This is a genomic window from Holophagaceae bacterium, from assembly GCA_016720465.1.
Classification (GTDB): Bacteria; Acidobacteriota; Holophagae; order Holophagales; family Holophagaceae; genus JANXPB01.
Map to the genome: position 1 here is coordinate 1,394,558 of JADKKO010000004.1, position 17,408 is coordinate 1,411,965.

The following is a 17,408-nucleotide window of genomic DNA, read 5'->3' on the forward strand; positions in this document are numbered from 1 at the left end:
TGGCTCCCGGCGGAAATCAGTCCTTCGCCGGTTCCGTGGGGCGCCTCCGGCAGCCGTGCACATCGTCGAACAGGGCCTGGATGCGGGGGAGATCCTCTTCCAGGTTCCCGCTCGGATGGAATAACGGCATCAGCCGGACCGCATGCTCCCGGAAGTCGAAACCCACGGGCAGGATCGGCACGCCGGCTTTGGTCGCAATCTGGTAGAAGCCGGATTTCCATTGGCTCACGCCCTTGCGGGTGCCCTCCGGCGCCAGGGCGAGCATGAGCGCCGGAGCCGTTTCGAAGGCCTTCACGCATTCTCCAACCACCCCATGGCTGGCACTGCGGTCCACGGGGATGCCGCCCATCCAGCGCAGGAATTTCGTGAACGGGGGCCTGAAGATGGAATGCTTGCCAAGCCAGGAAACCCGCAGCTCGACGGCGAAGACCACCGCGACGCCCAACGTGAAATCCCAGTTGGAGGTATGGGGCGCCACGATGACGACGTACTTGAGGTCGGCGGGGAAACGGCCTTCGATCCGCCAACCGGACAAGCGCAGGTACGTCCGCCCGATGGCCCTCCACAACCAGCCCCTGGGCTGCCGGAAGACCGCCGGGGTGATCTGGTTGTCCGGAAGTTGCCGCAAGTGTTTCCTCGTGAGAGAGGTCCAGTCTGGCGCGCCGCCATTCCGGGTGGGTCGTGTTCCTGGAGGCTCGCCATCTGGCGGTGGAGGTTGGAGCGCTCCATGGTGAGCGCCATCAGGGTTGCATTTGCGGCGATCCGTGGTGGGGAGGCATGGTCGGCATCTTGGTGCCGAGATGGCTGAAGTGGCGGCCGTAGGCGCTCATCATCTCCTTGCAGGCGCTGAGGAGGTAGCGGCGTTTGAACCCGTCGGGGAGGGCCCGGATTTCCGGGATCTTTTTCGAGTAGAAATCCATGTAGCACTTCCCGAGGGCGATGCTGACCTCCTCGAGGGTCATGGCGTAGGGCTCGATGATGGGCGTGGCCAGGTTGTACTTCGAATAGTCATGGACGCGCACCCGGTGCTTCATCTCCTCGTAAAGGGGGGTGAAGGGCATCGGCGTGAGCACCGGGAACACCGCGATGTCGGGGCTCATGCGGAGCGCCACTTCGATGGTCCTGTCGATGGACTCCCAGGTCTCCGATGGATGCCCGATCATGAACGAGGCTTCGGTCACCATGCCATGCTCCTGGGCCAGGCGGATCGCGCGCGCGTTCAGGCTGGTGTTGGTGCCCTTGTTGAGCATGTCCAGCATCTCGTCGGTGCTGCCCTCGGCGCCCAGGTACATGTGGACCACCCCGGCCTTGCGGTATTTGGGCAGGATGTCTTCGTCCCGGACGATATCCTCGACGCGGGTCTCCATCAGCAGCCGCACCCCAAGATCCGCCTCGATGAAGAGATCGAGAAGCCGCTCCCAGCGGTCGCGGTCATGGGTGGGGTAGGGATCGATCAAGGTGATGGATTCGACCTGGTGCCGGTCCACGAGCAGCCGCACCTCCTCCATGACATCTTCCGGCGTCCGGGCCCGCCAATCGCCCCGCCAAAAAGCCCGGTGGCTGCAGAAGGAACACCCCATCATGCAGCCCCGGGATGTGAGGATGGAGGCCATGCGCCCCGGGGGGTCGATCCGGTAGCGGTAGGCCGGCCAATCAAGCAGGTGCCAGGCCGGTTTGATCGTGTCCAGGTCGGCGATATGCGGGCGGATCTCGGTGGCGATGACCTCATCGTCCCTGAGGAAGGCGATTCCGCGGACTCCATCGAGCGGCTCTCCTGGCAGCGCCGCCAGCAATTCCGGCAAGGTGGCTTCCGCTTCGCCGCGGAGCACGATGTCCACGGCGCCGGACGGGTCCCTCAGAAGCTCGTGGTATTTGAATGTGGGGAAGGGACCACCGAGGAGCGTGGTGATGGTTGGGTCGATCGCCTTGGCCGATCCCAGGCACTTCAGAGCCGCTGGCACCACAGCGGTGCTGATGGCGCCTGTGACGGGCAGGTAGTCGTAGGCCACCACGATGTCCGGAAGGTACCGTTCGATTTCCGCGCGGACGGTCTCGAAAGTGGCCCCTTCGGTATTCATGGCATCGTAGATCCGCGCCTCGTGGCCGGCCCGTTCGGCGGCTCCGGCCAGGTAGGCGATCTGGAGCGGAGGCCAGGTGCCGATGGCATCCACGCCCCAGCTCGTGTAAGGCGGCACCACGAAAAGAACCTTGCTCATGGCATCAACCTCATCAACGCTGTGGGACCCATTCTAGCTTTAGTTGTGACAAAAGGCACAATCCTCCGTCTCCCCCAACGCAGCCTCTCCGAGCTTCCGCTCATTGGAAGTAGGCCGCATGCATGGAGGGGATCAGGAACGGGAAGATGAAGACGGTCAGGATCGACACGGTGAAACAGGCGACCGTGATCCACGCGGTGGCCCTGGGGCCGAGGCGGTAGAACACCCTCAGGTGGAGCAGGCTCCCGTAGCAGAGCCAGGTCACCAGGGACCAGGTCTCGATGGGATCCCAGCCCCAATAGCGGCCCCAGGATTGGTTGGCCCAAATGGCCCCCATCACGATGGTGGTGGACCAGAAGACGAAGCCGAACCCCACGTACCGGACGGTGTAGGCATCGAGCACCTCGGCGGCCGGGAACCGATCCAGCCAGCGGCTGGCTGCGCCTTTCAGCTTCCGGAGCAGGATCACGGCGGACGCGAAGGAAAGCAGGAACGCCCCCACCGCCAGCTTGTTGAAGAGCACATGGAACACCAGCCAGATGGATCGGAGCGTCGGCGGCAGGCTGCGTGCTTCGGGGCTGGTCAGCAGCCCCAGGCCGACCATGAGGATCGCGCCCGGAAGGGCCACCAGGGCCAGCCCGGCCCAGGATGGGCGGCGCCAGATGGCGATCAGCAGCATGGCGACGGCGATCCAGGCATTGGAAGAGAGCACCTCGTACTTCAGCATGTAAGGTCCATGGCCAACCTCCACCCAGCGCGCTATGAGCGCGGCCGAATGGGGCGCCAGGCCGGCCACAGCGAGCCACCATCCCCAGCGGGTCCGCCGGGGATGGTCCCAAAGCAGCGCATGGGCGCAAAAGACGGTGGCCAGGATGTAGAGGCCAACCGCTGACCAGTGGAGGATGGATTGGAACAGGAATGGATTCATGGTTTCTTTCCTTCGGCCGGGGGAGGTGGCGCCATGGCGTGCGCATCCCGCGCATCCATGGACCAGGGCGTTTCTTTCCGGCCGACCTGGGGCGGCGACGTGAAGCGGGTTTCCTCCACCAGCCAGGCCCCCTCGTGTTTCCTGAAGTGGTAGAGCATCTCATACCGGTCCACCGAGGCTTCGCCCACCTGCTGCTGGGTGCCCGACTTCAGATCCCGGTACCTCCAGGTCTCCCTGGTGCGGATGGTGAGGACCTCCTTGGCCTGGTCCACGCCGACCAGCTCCAGCGATTCCAGGTTGGCGTCGAGCGTCAAGCCCATGTCCATACGGACGCCGATGAGCCCAGTCAGGCGCCTGCCATCGGGAGCATCCGGACCCACCACGGAATCGATGATTTTGATGTCACCCTTCCGATAGGCTTCGCACACCACGGAGTTGTATCGGATCACCAGAGCCTTGGCTTCGCGCGTGGAAACCTGGGAACAGGCCAGTGCTACTGAGAGCAGGGCGATGGGGAAAAGGCGTCGGGCGGTCATGGCTGTCCTCCATGGCGCCGCACCAGGCGCTCGAAGCGGTCCTGGAAAAGTGGTGGGAACCGATGGGGGCGCATGGCCACCACCACCCGCTCCTGGCCATCCTCGGGAGCCACCGACACCAGTTCGTCCACTTTCACCACCCCATAGGTGAGAGTGGCGCCCGCCAAGGCCAGGGCGAAGCCCACATATAGCAATTGCAGGGCCGGGTCGTAGTTGCCGTGGAGCCGTGCCCAGGCAGGCAGGCCGTGCAGCCGCAATAGGCCACCACCGGTGATGGCTAGGGTTTCCCCGGGTTTGAGCACCACCTCCATCAAGGTGGATCCCCCGTCCAGCACGCGAACCTCGATCGAGTCTGGCCGCTGGCCTCCGGTAGGCATCACTGCCCGGAGACGGGCCTTCAGGTTCCGCGGGCCTTGGACATAGGTTCCGTACGCTTGGGATTCCTTTTGTTCCATGAGGGCGGCTGTCCGGATTGGTGTCGCACCTGGGATTTCCCATTCCACCAGTGCGGCTGGCCCGCGCTTGGCGTCCATGTAGAGACGGCCATGGCGCATCCGCAATTCCTGATTCACGGCCATCTCGCGCACTTGAGTGCCCTCAGGCCCATGGAAGGCCAGGCTCAGGCCGAGACCCTTCACTTCGCCGGAAGGATAGTGGTCTTCGTAGACTGCTTTCAAGGTCAGGGGGTCGTACAGGCGGAAGGGCTTTCCCAGCAGCCCGGGCCATTGGGCGCCCCAGGCCTCCACGGTGGCCGGCAAGGTCTCGCCTTCATAGAGGTCCACCACCGCCTCCGTGCCGAACATGGCCCGCAGGCCGCCAGCGAAAATCACACAGAGCAGACCGGTGTGGAACAGGGGCGATCCCGCCAGGCCCAGGCGGCCCCGTGAGCGGATGGCCACAGATTTAGAAGCCCCTTGAGCGGGCCGTGTGAATTCGCGGCGGAAGGGCGCGTTCCGGAAGTGGGCCTCGGTGGGAACTAGATTCCATTGGGCGCGCAGGCGGCGGATCTGCTCCACCACCACGATGGACAAGGACACGGTGGCCAAACCCAGTGCGGCCAGGAAGGCCGGGCTGGTGAAAACGTGGTCCAAGGTGAGCCTGTCCACCAGGGCCGTGACGAAGGCGCCGTGATCCCGGAGATGGGCTAGTTCCGCGGCAGTGGCCACACCCCGCTGGGGCAGGGCAGCGCCCAGGCCGCCGAGTAGCGCGATGAAGAGGATCTCCCCGATGATGGTCGCCGGGGCGCGGAAGAAGCGTTTCAGGTGGGAGGTTACCAATCCGCGCCGTTGGTCAGAAGATGTTTCCCGGTGGCGCAGGACGCCCCGCAATCGGTTTCCGAGTAGCTGCCTGGGGCGGCTTTGGTGAATCCAGTGACCCACATGTTGGTCTTCTTGTTCTGATAGGCATAGCGCGCCGGGAAGGTCGTGCTGTCACCGTCTCCTATGAGCCGGGCCAGCTTGCCGCCGTGGGGCACCAGTATATGGCAGTTGTAGCAGGTCACGGTGCGGCCCGTGTGTTTTGCGTGGGCCCTATTGTTGCTTGTATAGGTGTGGCAATTGGAGCAGAAGGTGGTGTTGTAAAGCGTGGCGCCGTTGAAATTCCCCGTGGGCGGCCAGAGCGTCTGCGGCCCGCGCAGCATGAATTGGGTCGCGGACCCATGGGGACCCTGGGCGGCCGGAGAAGCCGAATCCGTGTTGTGGCAGTCGCTGCACATCATGGTCTGGGTGCCGATGTTGGCGCTGGAGTTCCAGGGCGCCTTCATCTGGGCGGTGGTGAGGGCCTTTGGGGTCCCGTTGCCCGTGCCGGAATTGAGGCCGGCGGCGACGGGGTGGAAGGAGGCATTTGCCGGATTGAATTCCAGGGACACATCGGTTTCCTGGGCGATCTGGTAGGCCTGGTTAGTCTGGGTGGCGCCCGCATAGGCAGGCGTGATGGTGAGGCTGGTGGCAGTGGAGGCGGTGATCCGATACCAGGCGGTGGTGGCGTCGGAATTTTTCCGGATCCAGGCCCCCACCAGGGCGGTATTGCTGGCGGATGAAACAGGCCAGCCCGGGGCCGTGCTCCCCGCCGCCACGGTGGTTCCACCGGCGGTGAAATTGGCCGTGCCCGTGCTGTAGATGACGCTCCTTCCGGCGGGAGGATTGGCGCCGAAGGAGGTGCTGGTGTGGCACTTCATGCAGATCTGGTATTCCTTTGAAGCGGTGGCTGGCGTCCCGAAGGTGGCGGCAGTCCAGTTGGCAGCCCCGAAGGTCACGGTCACTCCGGTGACACCCTGCAAGGCCCCGGTGCCGATGGCGTTCCTGGTGGCGGTGGCCGTGGTGGCGTAGGTATGGGCGAGCCCTGCCTTGTGCATGTTGTGGCAATCGATGCAGCTCACCGCCCGCCCAGCCACCTGTTTCGTGGGATCGGTGCTGTGTCCGATGGCTTTTGTGATGGGCGCCAGCACATCCTTGGTGGGCGTTCCGTCGTGGCAGACGAAGCAGAAGTTGTTGTCGTTCGCAGCCACCAGGAGCTTGGGGTACTTGGTCGCCGTGTTGGCCGCATCGGGCCATCCATGGGGGGAGTGGCAGTTGGAGCAGGCGCCGCGCTTGGCGGTGTCGGTGATGGCCGGATAGGCGCTGGCCGGCGTGTGCCGGTCATCGCCGGGCCAGAGAACGCCCTGGGTGGCGCTGTAATGGATTCCGTTGGCCAGGTCCGAATTGGTGTGGCAGTCGGCGCATAGCACGGGCTGGCTTGCGACCCGCTGGAGGGTCCCATTCGAGACGGGCGCGTAGTGGACCTTGTGGCAGGACTGGCACCTCACTTTGTTGGTGGCGTCCAGGGGGACTGTGGTCGGCGCCTTGTAATTCCCCACTGGAACCACGACGCCCACGGGATGGGAACCTCCGGTGGAGGAGGTCTGGTCATGGGCGATGTGGCAGTCCACGCACATCTGGTCCGCGTCGTTCGCCACCCGCTGGAAATGTTTGAGCCCCCCGGTCCGCGCCGCGGGATCGAAGGGCATGTTGGCCTGGATGTGCTGGTCATGGCAGGTGGAGCACATCATCTGGCCGTTTTCCAGGCGGCTGGCCAGAGTCGGGTCCGCCGGGGCGCGCACCGCGGCGCGCACAATGATGTTCCACTTGTCGCCGAGCAGAAAAGAGGTCCCGGTGCCATCGGCGAATTTCACGGATACGCCCTGGTCCAGCAGGACGCTGGGGCCGGTGGTCAGGCCAGTGCCCGATCCCCCGCCCGGCGAGGTTGCGGTCCAGGAGAACTGTGCCCCGCCCACGTTTCCGGCGGTGGTGATCGTGAGGGTGTAGGTCTTGGCATAGGCCCCGGTGAAGGCTCCCAAGGGCATCACGGTTCCCGTCGAAGTGTTCGGGGTGCCTTTCACGGCCCGTCCCGCCGGCCCGGCGTCCCATCGGTGGGAGTTGCCCGATGCCGCGGTTCCCGCGGGGAGTCCGGGGGCTGCGTCGGCCTGGTCGAGCGGCCCGAAGGGTTTCGCGCTGGCCGTCCCGCCGGGCACATGGCAGCTCATGCATAGATTCGCATTGCCCGCGACGGCGGTGAGCGTCGCCCCTGGGGAGGCATGGAGCGTGTGGCAGGATTTGCATTCGACGGTCCTGCTCGTGTCGTGGGGAGGATCCGAAGCCAGCAGCGCGGTGCAGGGAAGAATCCCGAGGCCGATGGCCAGGAGCATATTTCGCAGACGGATCATTGCGAACCTCCTCGTGGCTCTAAACCAGATCCATCAGCAAGCAGCGCGCCCGCCGGGACAGTATTCCCACTGCCCCCCTGCGTCACGTAGACCGGAACGAGACCTTCGAAGCTCCGGCCATCCGCAAGCAGCCCCTTCACGATCACGGTGCCTTTCCCGTCGGGGAGGGTCGCCACGAGGCTTTTCCTGTCGAATTGGACGCGCAGCTCGGGAATCCCATCCCCATCGAAGTCGCCGACCTCGGCGCCCTTGAACCGCCTTGCGGCGATCCCATTCGCGGAAACCGACTCTGGAAGGATCATTCCCGGCGCTTGGCCGGACACTTTCAGCAGGCCCACCACTTTATTCGGCTCGAGGCTCCCGGTGCCCACTGGAGTGGCCCGGACCCCGATGCGGTCGAAGGTGGCGGGGAGGAGCTTGATGTCTGCCGGAAGGGATTTTGGATCGCTGAACGTGTCGAGCCCGAAGATCTCCACGCGCGTATTGCCCGGTGACACCACAAAAAGCCGGTTGTTGCGATCGATGGAGAGACTCACAGGCGCTTTCAATTCACCCAGGCCTTCGCCAAAACGCCCGATGGTCGAGATGGCGTTTCCCAGGGCGTCGATCACCTTGACGGTGCCTTGGAAGGCGTCAGCCACAAAGATCCGGCCCAGGGAATCTCCGGCGAGGCCTTGGGTCCGGCTGAAGGGCCCCAGCCCCATCATGGTGCTGCGTCCGAAGGTTCGTAAAAACAGCCCATCGGCTGAAAAGACCTGGATCCGGTTGTTGTTCTGGTCCGCCACGAAAATTTCGCCGCTGCCGCTCACGTAGAGGCCGGAGGGGAAATTGAGCTGGCCGTTCGAAGCCCCGGACCCCCCAAATTGGCGCACGGCGGATCCGCCGGCCGAGTAGACCTTGATGAGATCCGCGCGGCTGTCGCTTACCAGGATCATCCCCGCGAGTGGGGAACTGGCGGGGATCGTGATGTGGTTGGGCATCAGGAACTCGCCGGCGCCCTGGCCGAGCCGGTCCACGAGGGTCCAATCGGGAAGGAACACGGACACGCTTCCGGTGCCCTCTTCGCCGACATAGATGCGGCCGGCGCTGTCCACGGCGATCCCGAGGGGATGCTTCAGCCCGCTTTTCATGGAAACCAGCCGTCCCTGTTCATCGCGGACGATGACTTTGCCCAGGGTGTGATCGGTGATGTAGACGCGCCCGGCGGCATCCGTCGCGATCCGGGAGGGCGCCATCAACCCCTCGCGGTAGGCGCGCAGGGGCGTCACCTGCGGAGCAGGGAGGGCCGAGATGGGGCCGGCGGGTCCGGCCTCGCCGCGTGCCCCAAGGGGGGATGGCCCGGCGGACAACAAAGACAGCGCGATGCCTGCCCTCAGCAGCCGCGCGAACCTACCCATCGTCCGCATTCGCATCCTCCTGGTTTGGCTGGGCCGCAACTTTTGGGTGGCGGTTGCCATGGTTGGGTGGACCTTGATCGATCCATGCCCTCTCACGTCGATCGATGAAACGGATCAGGTGCTTCATAAAGGTCGATTCGGGAAGCCGTTCAAGCAGACCCGGCGCTAACCAAACTGAGTCCTCAACCTTAAAACCAGATTAAGGAACGCCTTTCGGGCGTGTGATGTTGATCACTACTTGGATTTCGATTGGTTTTTTCTACTCGCGCCGCAGCAGGAACAAGCCAACAGCGCCATTCGTGCAGAGGTAGGCTGCCAAGGCATTCACGGGGAATCCAAGGGGATGGGACCTCGGCTAGGCCGTTTCAATTTTGGGGAAGTCCGCGGTGATGATGGCTCCGCCTCCAGGGCGGTTGGCGGCGGCAATGCTCCCCCCGTGCTCCTTGACGACCCATGCTGCGATCGCGAGGCCCAGTCCGACCCCCGGGACATTGGTGCGGGACCTGGAGAGGTCGGAGCGGAAGAACCGCTCGAAGATGCGGGTCAGGTCTGGCTCCGGGATGCCAGGACCCGTGTCGAGGACCGAGAACCGCACCATTCCGTTTTGCCGGCTGAGGTCCGCCGACACGGTACCGCCAATGGGCGTGTATTTCAGAGCGTTGTCCAGCAGGTTGCCGACCACCTGGTGCAGCCAGCGGTCATCCCCCAGGATTTCATCCGGGACGAGCCCCAGGACTTCAAGGTGGATGTTCCGCTCCTGGGCCTGGAACTGATGGGCTTCGATCTGGGCCTCCAGGATGTGGTCCAACCCGACCGGGGCCAGCTTCATCACCACCCGGTTGGCATCGGCCCTCGCCAGGAACAGGAGATCTTCCACGATCGTGCGGATGCGGTCGACTTCCTCCCCCATGCTTTTCATGGCGGCTTCGTACTCTTCCGAGGTCCGCTCCTGTTCCAGGGTCACGTCGATGGTGTTGCGGACGGTCGCCAGGGGGTTGCGGAGTTCGTGCGATGCGTCCGCCGTGAAGCGTTTCATGGCATCGAAGGAAGTTTCCAGACGCGCGAACATCCTGTTGAGCGTTTCCGCCAGCATCCCCGTCTCGCCCTCGAGCCCCCGGTCGGGGATGCGTTGATCGAGGCTGCTGGCTTCAATCTCTCTGGCTTTTTCGATGATGCGAATGATCGGTGTCAGGGCCCGTCCGACGATCCAATACGCGCCGGCGAAGGAGGCCAGGACGCCGAGCAAAGCCAGGCTCGTGAAATCAAGCATCAAGCGCCGGAGCATCGCCTGGACATCGCCCATGTTTTCGAAAACCCGGATGACGCCCTGCTCCCCGATCCTCTTGTCAAAAGGCACCAGCAGGACGCGCCAGTAGATCCTCCCCTCCTTGCGGATCTGGAATTCGGGAGCGGTCATCACCTCCTTCGACGGGGGCATGATCCAGGAGTCCAGATTGCCTTCAGGCAATCTACGCGAACGGTGGATGACCCGTTCGCGGCCACCGAACCGTTCAGTGATGATCACCCTGCCCATGTGCCGGAGCTGCTCCTCCTGCCGGGGCGTGAGGGAGCTTCCGATTTCATCATCGGCCAGGACGGCCAGGATGGAAGCTCCACGGGCCCTGAGGTGGTCGTCGTAGTGCCGCACCATGTGGTACCGGACCAGCACGAAGACCAGGGATCCGATGATGCAGAGGCCGAGGGTCATCGCGATGCAGTACCACATCGTGAGCTTGTACCGGAGGGTGCGGCGGAACCGCATCATGGCTGCTCCTGCATCGTGTAGCCCACGCCCCGGAGCGTCTGGATCAGCTTGACGGACCGCCCCTGGTCGATCTTCTTGCGGAGGAAATTGATGTAGACCTCCACCAGGTTGGAACCCCCGTCATAGGCGTCGTCCGAGGCCCATACGTTTTCCAGGATCATGGCGCGGGTGAGCGCGAGGCCCTTCCTGCTCATCAAGTATTCGAGGAGCACGAGCTCCTTGGCGGTCAGGCTGATCACCTGGCCGGCCCTCCGGACTTCCCGCGTCTGGAGATCCAATTCGAGATCCGCCACCTTCAAGGTGGTCCGCAATTCCACCGCGGGACGGCGGGTGACCGCCCGCAGCCTTGCCAGCAGCTCCTTGAACGCGAAGGGCTTGGGGAGGTAATCGTCGGCGCCCAGGTCCAGCCCTCGGACGCGGTCATCCACGCTGCTCCGCGAGGTGAGCATCATGACCGGAAGGCTGCTTCCGGATTTGCGCAACTCGCACAGGACTTCGAAACCATCCTTCTTCGGCAGCATGACATCGAGGATGATGGCGGCGTAGTTGCCTTCCCGGGCCATGTTCAGCCCCAGCTCGCCGTCCTCGGCCCACTCGGCGATGTAGCCATTTTCCTTGAGCCCTTTGAGCAGGACCTGTGCGAGTTTGGCCTCGTCTTCGACAATGAGGATTTTCATGGGGTCCTTCGAGGTCCGGCGGGTTGACCATCCAAATGGCTGGTTGAGGGTGCACTGAAATCATATCGGTACGGATGCCCGCTTCCTGGAATCTGGAGGTGGAGATCCCCGAGGTGCCGATGGCCCGTCCGGACGGGAACCCGCAACCCAAAAGCCCAGCCCACACTTGGTCCTGGCCATGCAGTGGCCAGCGTCCGGTAGCCGTTCAACCTCGCTTGGCGAAAATTCGCATCCCGGGGCAATCCCTGCCGGTGGCAAGCCTTCCAAAAACGTTGATTGAAAAAACTGCGCAGGACCCAGACGTGATCGAAGTCACTCAACTAGGTGATTCCACTTAATCGGATTTTAAGGTTCGGGGCTCAAGTTGAACTGTGCCGGGTAGATCCGGCAGGGATCAGGCCCAGATCAATTCCGACCGGCCGGATCCGTTTCAAGGATCAATACCGAGGGTTAATCGCAGTGTCCAAGTTCCGCCCGATCATGACCGCAGCCGCCCTGGCATGGCTGGCCTGCGCTTCTCCTGCCTTGCATGGGCAGAAGGGTGGAACCGCCCCGACCCAAGGCCAGGCCGAATCCCTGGTCTGGCCCCCGCCCCCGGCCGCTCCGCGCATCAAGTGGCTGGCTGAATACCGCAATGAATTCGACATCGGCGCCAAGAAGAAGCGCAGCTTCGTGGACCGGCTTGCGGGGCGCAGTGAACAGGTGCTCTGGATCAAGCGGCCCATGTCCGTGGCCATCGATGAACAAGGCACCATGTTCGTGGGCGACTTCGGCCAGGGCATCATCGGCCTGGATGTCAAAGCCAAGCGCATGTGGCTTTTCTCGTCGGTGTCCAACCGTACGCTTCCTACGCCTTCGGGCCTGGCGGTGGACTCCAAGGTGGTCTACGCCACGGATTCCAACACCAATGCCCTGGTCGCCTTCGACAAGGCAGGCCAGCAGCTCGCCGCCCTCGGCGCGACGGATGGAATCAAGCGACCGGTGGGCGTGGCGGTGGATGAGAGCCGGGACCTGGTGGTCATGGTGAACGGAGGCGACCACAGCGTCTGGCTGCTCAACCGCGCCTTCAAGATCGTCAAGAAAATCGGCCAGCGCGGCGACAAGCCAGGACAATTCAATTTCCCCACCTACTGCTGCATCATCCCCGGCAAGGGCTTCGCGGTGGCGGACAGCGGCAATTTCCGCATCCAGCTCTTCGATTTCAACGGACGCTTCCTGAGCACTTTCGGTAAAGCCGGGGACATGTCCGGCCAATTCGCTCGCCCCAAGGGCCTCGCGGTGGATTCCGACGGCCAGCTGTACGTGGTCGACGGCGCCTTCTCCAATTTCCAGATCTTCCGGCTGGATGGCCAGATTCTCACCTTCGTGGGCCAGGGCGGCACCCGCAAGGGGCAGTTCCAGTCGCCCACCAGCATCGCGATCTCCAAGGACGGCGTCATCCTCGTGGCCGACCAGCTGAACGGCCGCATCCAGAAATTCCAGTACCTTCCCCTGCCCGCGGCCGACGTCCCAACGCCCCCCAAAGGCTGAATTCTCACTCCCCACACCTTTTTTCATCCCTCCAACCCTCTCCAAAGGAGAAACCCATGAAGCTGCTGCTTCGCACCCTGCTAGTCCTGGCCCCCATGGCCCTTTCGGCCCAGGGCATCGTCGGCTCCAAGCACGATCTGTCCACCAAGTACGGCAATGTGGATGGCCAGGTCTGCATCTTCTGCCACACGCCCCACCAGGCGACGGCCAGCATCGCCGGCCCGTTGTGGAACCACTCGGCCTCCACCGCGACCACCTACACCACCTACACCAACACCGCGGGCGTCACGGCCGGCCAGCCCGGCACCATGAGCGTGGCCTGCCTTTCCTGCCATGACGGCACCGTGGCCGTGGGCAGCATCATCAACAACGGCGGCCGGGGCAACCCGACCTGGACAGCCGCGCTGCCCGGCTACGACGCCACCGGCATCCTGCTTCCGGCCAACGTCAACTACGTGGGCACCGACCTGAGCAATGACCATCCCGTGGGCGTCGTCTATCCCACCACAGGCACCAAGTTTGTGGCGGTCGCCTCCCTGGTCGGCCCGAAGCTGTACGGCGGCAATGTCGAGTGCGCTTCCTGCCACCGGGTGCACACCCCGACCTTCACGCCCTTCCTGCGCATGGCCAACACCGCATCCGCGCTCTGCGTCGCTTGCCACATCAAGTAGCCTGGGCGTAGTCCAGATTCTTCCGGGGCCGCGCAGGAACTTCTACGCGGCCCCGGGTTTGTTGTGAGCCCTCCCGTTTCCCGGGCCAAATCCTTGGGCGCCGGATCAGGCGGCGCAAGGATGGGAGAGGACCAACAGCTTCTCCCTTTTTTTGATTGGTTGCTAGACCTCCCCATATGATCCGTTTTCGGACCCTGGCCGCCTTGGCCCTCAGCCCCCTTCTCCTGGTCGCCCAGGAACCGGTGCTGCTCGCCCAGAATTTCGAATGGCGCTTCCAGCAATGGCAGGTCAACCAGACCAACAGCAGCACATCCCAGGCGACCTATGACTTCACGGTGGGCCTGCCGGTCTTCACGTACCGATTGGGAGCCCTGGCCCTCAGCGGGGCGCTGTCCTATGACCGGATGACCGCCCACGACGAGACCTACCGTGCGGAGTCGTCCGTCGGCATCAGTTCCGCCGGAGCGCGGCTGAACCTGTTTCCCTACCAGCCCTTCAAGGTGAGGCTGGATTTCACCCGCACCCGGACTCCAGGCCTGCTCGGCGTGCAGCCTTTCCGGGGGGAGATTTTCGGGGTGGGCGTCGGATACCGGGGACGATACGTGAAGGATGTGGACCTGTCCTTCCGGAAATCCACCCTGCAGCAGGACTCCCGGCGGGAAACCTGGAGCACCCTGGACCTCCATGGGAACCAGCGGTTCGGATCCACCGAGGTCAACCTGCAGGCGCTGCGGCAGAACTTCGATGCGACCAGCTACCTTCCGGCCTGGCACAACACCCACGCGATCCTGCGGACCGAAACCACCTTTTCGCCTACATGGCGCTTCCGCACCAGCGAGAGCGTGGAAAGCTTCCAGAACAACCGCTGGTTGGATGGCGATGCCACCCTCCAGGGCTTTTCTGGCCCGTGGACGAACCTGACCACCCTGGGGTATCGCGGGACGCTCAATGGGGATTACCGATCCAACTCAGGCTCGGCGGGGCAGTCCCTGGCCTGGAAGCATGGGAAATGGGTGCTGGCTGGAACGGCTGCCTTCAGCCGGATCCACGACAGTCTGGGGCGCGATGCCCAGAACGGTTCCTTCATCGCCACGGTCAACACGTCCCTCGGCTCGGGGTGGAACGCGATCGGCAGCGTCGCAGCCACCTCCGCCAGCGGAAGCCTGCTCGCCGCTTCGGGAGCCAAGAGCTCCAACAGTTTCCAGCTAGGCCTGATCCGGGGCGGGGAATTGCCCGATCAGATCCGCCACAGCCTCTTCCTGGTCAGCGACTGGGGATTCGACCGCTGGCGCAACGAGGTCTACCCTCCCGGCTACCTGCCTGGCGAGCTGGCCGATCAGCTTGTGCAGCGGCGCATGAGGCAGCAGGGCAGGCTCGACTTCTCGATGGATCTTGGGCGCACCACGGAACGGGGCGGAAGCGGCGTCCAGGACTGGGCCCGGGTTTCGGGAAACCTGTCGGCGGGAGCCAATTTCCGGATGCTGGTGTTGGGGGACTGGCGGCGGGACGACGGCTTCAGCCTGCCCGGGGTCAAGACCAAGAACAGCACCTTCACGGGCAATGCCAGCTATTCCCTGGACCGGGTTTCACTGACAGCCACCATCGGCCTGACGAAAAATGAGCAGGTGGGTGGCGCGGGCGGTGATCTCCAGCCGGATCCGGTCTTCCTCCATGGCCAGGCCTCAGGCTCCACCCGCTTCGAGGCCGCCAGCCTGAATCTGCGCTTCTGGAAGGTGCCCATGGGCCTGCTCTGGACGCGGCTGGATCCGGGCTTCGGACCCAACGCCCAGGCGCTGTCAGCGCACGTGGACCTGGATTACCGCCTCATCAGTTTCCGGGTCACCTACGACGAAGGCCGGCAGGAGGGCGGCCTCCACACGCGCCGGGTGATGGTCACGCTGCGCCGGTTGTTCGATACCGTGGCGCTTTGGTGAGGCGGCCCATGGCGGACATGAGGTTCGACGCTTCCCTGCTGGGGTCCAAATGGACCCGGTGGACGCTGCTGGCCATGGCCCTGCTCGCTTTCCCGCCCCTGTTCCCCCAGGGAACCCTGCCTTCCTCCAAGGAGGCCCGGGCGGGGGCCTCCGCCGCCCATCAGGACTGCACCAAGTCCTGCCATCGCCCCCACCAACTCCCCCAGAGCCAGGTGGGTTTGCGAAGCTTCAGCGCCGAGGCCTTGTGCCTGTCCTGCCACCAGGGCGAACCGGCCATGCCCTCGGCGGACCGGGCGCCCAAGCTTTCCACCCTCGGCGTCGAGGTTTCCAGCCATCTGAAAGTCCGCGCCCGGCGCAGGTCGGTCGCCTATCGACGGCAGGTGGAGACCGCCGGGGGCCGCGTGTTGCTGCAGGATGACTGCTCCGGATGCCACGATGTGCATGGCCGGGATGCCGGAATGGTGCGGCCGGTGGCTTTCGATTCGCGGGGCCAGTTGATGGGTTCCAAGCCGGCCTCCTTCGCCCAGGTCTGTTTCGGCTGCCACGCGGGCCCGCAGGCCGCGCCGAACTCCAGATCCGAAGGGGACCTGGGCCGCCGCTTCAGCCCCGGCGCAACCTCCCGCCACAGCATCGGGGCCTCCGCCGCGGACCGTCTGGATCTGCCGAGCCTCCGGGAGACGGCCTTCCGGGGCAAGCTCGACTGCACGTCCTGCCACGACAACCCGGACACCACCAGCATGCGGGGTCCCCATGCGTCGCCTTTTCCTTCCCTGCTGAAGGCTTCCTATGGACGGGAGAAGGACGTGGTCGGCATGGCCCAGCGGTCGAACGATCTATGTTTCACCTGCCACTCCAAGACTTCCATCCAGGCCAACCAGTCCTTCCTCTTGCACAACGAGCACATCACCGGGTTCGTCGGCCTCCCGTCCCGGCTGCGTAAAAGGGATGGTTCGTTCCCGCGGCCCGCGACTCGCAGTTCGAGCCTTTTCCAGCTCGGGCGGGATCCCTGGAGAACGGGGACGGCGGGCTACCTTCCCGGATTCGGGGAGCCGACCCCTTGCGCAACCTGCCATGAGCCCCACGGCAGCCTCACTTCGCCCGCCCTGGTCGAATTCGATCGCGCGGTTGTAGGACCTTCCTCCGTGGGGGCCGTGGAATTCAGGCGCACCGGCCCCCGGCAAGGGACCTGCACCCTGACTTGCCATGGCTATGACCACGTCCAGACCCGGTATTGAACCCAATCCGCCATTCAACCCTCAAGCAAGGAGAACGCATGCACCCTCTCCCCTCCAGATTCCTTAGAACAGCCGCGAGCGGCCTCCTCCGCCTCGCCCTGGTCGGCCTGGCGCTCATGGCGGCCGGAACGGCGCAAGCCCAGGGCATCCGCGGCTCCAAGCATGATCTGTCTTCCGATGGCTCCTGGTGGGGCGGGGATCCTGCGATCTCCGGCCAGGTGTGCATGTACTGCCACACGCCCCACCATGCCAACAACACGCTGAGCGACATCAACGCGCCACTGTGGAACCGCGCCATCGACCGGACCAAGACCTATGCCACCTATACCAGCTCCACCATGGTGGGCAGCCCCGGGAACCCGGCCCTCACGGTTTCGGTGCTTTGCCTGGGCTGCCACGATGGGACCCACACGCTGGCCACCGCCTACGGCTTTTCGTTCGACGACAAGCATGAAGTGATCAATGGCCAAGGCCTCAATGAGCGCGGGGAATATCCGAATTGCGCGAGCTGCCACTCGGATGGCGGCATGGGGCCGCTCAAGGCCACCATGAAACTCGGCCCCGACCTCACGAACGACCACCCGATCGCGGTGAGCTACCCGACGGGCCTGGGGAGCCGGTTCCGTCCTCCCCCGGATGCCCAGCGGGGGTGGAGCGATGCGCCCCTGTACAATGGAAAGGTCGAGTGCGCGAGCTGCCATCGGGTGCATGATCCTTCGATCCCGCCCTTCCTTCGCAAGAGCAATGCGGGCAGCGGTCTTTGCCTGACCTGCCACGTCAAGTGACCCGGTTCCCGGGCCCATCCGCTGAAGCGGCCGG

14 protein-coding genes are annotated in these 17,408 nt (G+C 64.4%); 5 read left to right on the forward strand and 9 right to left on the reverse strand.

The window, feature by feature from the left end:
• Positions 1-16 precede the first annotated feature (16 nt).
• From IPQ13_13445 to IPQ13_13485, 9 genes are all read right to left on the reverse strand, one after another.
• A complete protein-coding gene (locus tag IPQ13_13445; protein MBL0211895.1) occupies positions 17-628 on the reverse strand; it encodes a lysophospholipid acyltransferase family protein in 612 nt (203 codons plus the stop codon).
• Positions 629-740: 112 nt separating this feature from the next.
• Positions 741-2,216, reverse strand: coding sequence for a radical SAM protein (locus IPQ13_13450; GenBank protein MBL0211896.1), 1,476 nt, complete (start codon positions 2,214-2,216; stop codon positions 741-743).
• A 100-nt stretch (positions 2,217-2,316) separates the two neighbouring features.
• Positions 2,317-3,144, reverse strand: coding sequence for a cytochrome c biogenesis protein CcsA (ccsA, locus tag IPQ13_13455; GenBank protein MBL0211897.1), 828 nt, complete (start codon positions 3,142-3,144; stop codon positions 2,317-2,319).
• Positions 3,141-3,680: a hypothetical protein gene (locus IPQ13_13460; GenBank protein ID MBL0211898.1), complete on the reverse strand. Its 540-nt coding sequence runs from the start codon at positions 3,678-3,680 to the stop codon at positions 3,141-3,143. Before IPQ13_13460 ends, ccsA begins: the two co-directional genes overlap by 4 nt.
• Entirely contained in the window at positions 3,677-4,957 is a 1,281-nt protein-coding gene (locus tag IPQ13_13465; protein MBL0211899.1) for a cytochrome c biogenesis protein ResB, read from the reverse strand. The genes IPQ13_13460 and IPQ13_13465 overlap by 4 nt, the downstream gene beginning before the upstream one ends.
• On the reverse strand, positions 4,951-7,380 hold the full coding sequence (locus tag IPQ13_13470) for a hypothetical protein (protein MBL0211900.1): 2,430 nt from the start codon (positions 7,378-7,380) through the stop codon (positions 4,951-4,953). The genes IPQ13_13465 and IPQ13_13470 overlap by 7 nt, the downstream gene beginning before the upstream one ends.
• Positions 7,377-8,786, reverse strand: a complete 1,410-nt coding sequence (locus tag IPQ13_13475; protein ID MBL0211901.1) for an NHL repeat-containing protein — start codon at positions 8,784-8,786, stop codon at positions 7,377-7,379. Before IPQ13_13475 ends, IPQ13_13470 begins: the two co-directional genes overlap by 4 nt.
• 346 nt (positions 8,787-9,132) lie before the next feature.
• A complete protein-coding gene (locus tag IPQ13_13480) occupies positions 9,133-10,542 on the reverse strand; it encodes a HAMP domain-containing protein (protein MBL0211902.1) in 1,410 nt (469 codons plus the stop codon).
• Positions 10,539-11,219, reverse strand: coding sequence for a response regulator transcription factor (locus IPQ13_13485; protein ID MBL0211903.1), 681 nt, complete (start codon positions 11,217-11,219; stop codon positions 10,539-10,541). The genes IPQ13_13480 and IPQ13_13485 overlap by 4 nt, the downstream gene beginning before the upstream one ends.
• A 459-nt stretch (positions 11,220-11,678) precedes the next feature.
• Here IPQ13_13485 and IPQ13_13490 point away from each other — a divergent pair, with 459 nt between their 5' ends.
• From IPQ13_13490 to IPQ13_13510, 5 genes are all read left to right on the forward strand, one after another.
• Positions 11,679-12,749, forward strand: coding sequence for a hypothetical protein (locus IPQ13_13490; protein MBL0211904.1), 1,071 nt, complete (start codon positions 11,679-11,681; stop codon positions 12,747-12,749).
• A gap of 56 nt (positions 12,750-12,805) precedes the next feature.
• Positions 12,806-13,420, forward strand: a complete 615-nt coding sequence (locus tag IPQ13_13495; GenBank protein ID MBL0211905.1) for a cytochrome C — start codon at positions 12,806-12,808, stop codon at positions 13,418-13,420.
• A gap of 176 nt (positions 13,421-13,596) precedes the next feature.
• A complete protein-coding gene (locus IPQ13_13500; protein MBL0211906.1) occupies positions 13,597-15,354 on the forward strand; it encodes a hypothetical protein in 1,758 nt (585 codons plus the stop codon).
• 8 nt (positions 15,355-15,362) lie between these two features.
• The gene (locus IPQ13_13505) at positions 15,363-16,589 is read left to right on the forward strand and encodes a hypothetical protein (protein ID MBL0211907.1); all 1,227 of its coding nucleotides are present in this window, start codon (positions 15,363-15,365) and stop codon (positions 16,587-16,589) included.
• Positions 16,590-16,627: 38 nt separating this feature from the next.
• Positions 16,628-17,374: a hypothetical protein gene (locus tag IPQ13_13510; GenBank protein MBL0211908.1), complete on the forward strand. Its 747-nt coding sequence runs from the start codon at positions 16,628-16,630 to the stop codon at positions 17,372-17,374.
• Positions 17,375-17,408 lie beyond the last annotated feature (34 nt).